General features: G+C 71.6%; 2 protein-coding genes. Both read left to right on the top strand.

All coding sequences use genetic code 11. The features are described from left to right. Positions 1–1500: non-ribosomal peptide synthetase (locus tag VIB55_RS11880; RefSeq protein ID WP_331876860.1), on the top strand; the 1500-nt coding region annotated here is incomplete at its 5' end. A gap of 89 nt (positions 1501–1589) precedes the next feature. Continuing rightward, positions 1590–3157, top strand: a 1568-nt coding sequence (locus VIB55_RS11875; RefSeq protein WP_331876861.1) for a non-ribosomal peptide synthetase, incomplete at its 3' end; no start/stop codon positions are given.

Raw genomic sequence — 3157 nt, 5'->3', positions numbered from 1 at the left:
ATGGAGCCCGCGGATCGCCTGCTGGCGGTGACCACGTACGCCTTCGACATCTCCGTGGTGGAGATCGATTCCGGCACGCCGGAGTGGGCCGAACACCCCGCGACGGACCCGGCGATCGAGGGACTGACGCCGGCGCACCTGGCGTACGTGATCTACACCTCCGGCTCGACCGGGCGTCCCAAGGGCGTCGCCGTTCCGCACCGCGGCGTGGTCAACCTCCTCCGCTCGATGCGCGAAACCGTGGGGATGGAGCCCGCGGATCGCCTGCTGGCGGTGACCACGTACGCCTTCGACATCTCCGTGCTGGAGATGTTCCTTCCCCTCCTGCACGGCGCGTCGACCATCGTGCTTCCGCGAGAGCGTGCCGCCGACCCGGCGGCGCTGGCGGACGCGATCCGGGCGTACTCGGCCACGGTGATGCAGGCCACGCCCGCCACCTGGCGGATGCTGGTGAGCTCCGAGTGGGAGGGTGCACCGCAGATGCGGGCGCTCTGCGGCGGCGAAGCGCTCCCGGCGGATCTCGCGTCGGACCTGCGGAGCCGTGTGGGCGGGCTCTGGAACGTGTACGGGCCCACGGAGACGACCATCTGGTCGACCTCCGAGGCGGTCCGTGGCGATTCCGCCGGTGCCAGCGTGCCGATCGGGCGGCCGGTGGCGAACACGCGCGTCTACGTGCTGGACGCGGCGGGCGAGCCGGTGCCGGTGGGCGTGGCGGGCGAGCTGTACATCGGCGGCGCGGGCGTTGTGCGCGGCTACCTGGGGCGTCCGGAGCAGACGGCGGAGCGCTTCGTCGCCGATCCCTTTGGCGATGAGCCCGGGGCACGGCTGTACCGCACGGGCGACCTGGCGCGGTGGCGGCCGGACGGGACGATGGAGTTCATCGGCCGCACCGACTTCCAGGTGAAGGTGCGCGGCTTCCGCATCGAGCTGGGGGAGATCGAGGCGCGGCTTGCGGAGCACGCGGAGGTGCGCGAGGCGGTGGTGATGGCGCGCGAGGACGTGCCGGGCGACGTGCGGCTGGTGGCATACGTGGTCGGCGATGCGGACGCGGCGTCGCTGCGCGAGCACCTTTTCACCGCGTTGCCGGAGTACATGGTGCCCGCGGCGTACGTGCGGCTCGACGCGTTCCCGCTCACGCCCAACGGCAAGCTGGACCGCAAGGCGCTGCCGGCCCCGGAGGGAGACGCGTATGCGACACGGGAATACGAGGCGCCGGTCGGGAAGATCGAGGTGGCTCTCGCGGAGATCTGGGCGGAGCTGCTGCCGGTGGAGCAGGTGAGCCGGTGGGATCACTTCTTCGAGCTGGGCGGACACTCCCTGCTGGCGTTGCGGGTGGTGTCGCGGGTGCGGCAGGAGATGGACCTCGAACTCGAGCTGGCCGCCGTATTCGAGAAGCCCGTGCTCGCCGACCTCGCCGAACGGATTCTGGAGCTGCGGCTGGCGCGGTTCGATCCCGAAACCCTTGCACGGCTCGCGCAGCTCGTTCGCGAGCCCGGCTGAGAACGCTCACCCGGCTCGGCCGGCCATCATTCGGGAGGTGCAACGCCACCTCGCTCGCGCCCGTGGAAACCAGGTAGTCGTCCTTGAACATGCTGAACCCTTCACCCGCTGAGCGCCCGGCGCTGCCCGAGGCCGCGGCCCCGGCGCAGGCCGCGGCGGAGTACTGGAAGGCGACGCTTTCCAATGCTCCCGGGCTGTTGGAACTGCCGACGGACCATGCGCGTCCGGCGCGGCAGGACTACGCCGGCGCCTGCGTGGGGGTGGAGCTGGACGAGGCGTTGAGCGCCGCACTCGCAGCGCTTTCTCAGCGGCATCAGGCCACGCTGGCCATGACGCTCCTGGCCGCATGGGCGGTGGTGCTGAGCCGCCTTTCGGGGCAGGCGGACGTGGTCATCGGTCTGTCGCCGGAAGGCCCCGGGCGCGGGGAGACCGGCGGGCCGATCGGCATCATCCCGAATCACCTGGCGATCCGCGTCGACCTTTCCGGCGCGCCGACCGTCGCGGAACTGCTGGAACGGGTAAGGGAGCGGGTGCTCGGGGCGCAGCACCACCAGGGCATCCCCTTCCACCAGGTGGTGGAGCTGCTGCAGCCGGCGCGCGGCCCATCGCACCACCCGGTCTTCCAGGCGACGTTCGCGTGGCGGAACACGCCGCGCGACGGATTGGTGGATGGTGCGGGCCCGGAATCCTCGCCCGTACAGGTGACCTTCGATCTCTCCCTCGCGCTGGGCGAAAGCGAGGGGCGGATCGCCGGCACCGTGACGTATGCGACGGCGCTCTTCGAGCAGGCGACGGTGGAGCGCTGGGTCGGCTACCTGCGGCGGATCCTCGAAGGAATGGTAGCGGACGAGCGGGGGAGCGTGGAACGGCTGGAACTGCTTCCCGATGCCGAGCGCCGGCTGGTAGTGGAGGAGTGGAACGCCTCAGTCGCCGCGTTCCCCACCGGCACGTGCGTCCACGAGCTCTTCGAAGCCCAGGTGCAGCGGACGCCGGAGGCCGTGGCCGTGCGGTTCGAAGACGAGTCGCTCACCTATGCGGAGCTCAACGCGCGGGCCAACGGGCTGGCGCACCAGCTCCGCGGGCTGGGTGTGGGGCCGGATGCACGGGTGGCGGTCTGCGTGGAGCGCGGCCCGCGGCTGGTCATCGCCCTGCTGGCTACGCTCAAGGCGGGCGGCGCCTACGTGCCGCTCGACCCGGCGTATCCCGCCGACCGGCTGCGCTACATGCTGGAGGACAGCGCCCCAGCAGCGCTCGTCACGCAGTCGTCGTTCGCCAGCACCTTCGCGGGTGTGGACGTTCCCGTGGTCGACCTCGACGCCGCGGTGGAGGGGCCGGAGACGAATCCCGCCGGGGCGGGGCTCACCCCCGGCCACCTGGCGTACGTCATCTACACCTCCGGCTCCACGGGGCGGCCGAAGGGCGTGATGGTGTCGCACCGCAGCCTCGTCAACCATACCGCGTGGCAGGCCGCGGCGTTCGGCATCGGCGCGCATGACACGGTGCTGCAGCGCACGACGATCTCGTTCGACGCGTCGGTGTGGGAGCTGTGGACGCCGCTGGCGACCGGCGCGCGGATGCTGCTCCTCTCCTCCGCCGCGGCGAAGGACCCGGAGACCATCGGCCGGGTGATGGCGGACGGCGGGGTCACCGTCGCACA

It is taken from the genome of Longimicrobium sp. (assembly GCF_036554565.1).
In the GTDB taxonomy this organism is placed as follows: domain Bacteria; phylum Gemmatimonadota; class Gemmatimonadetes; order Longimicrobiales; family Longimicrobiaceae; genus Longimicrobium.
This window is presented reverse-complemented; position numbering and strand designations above follow the sequence as displayed.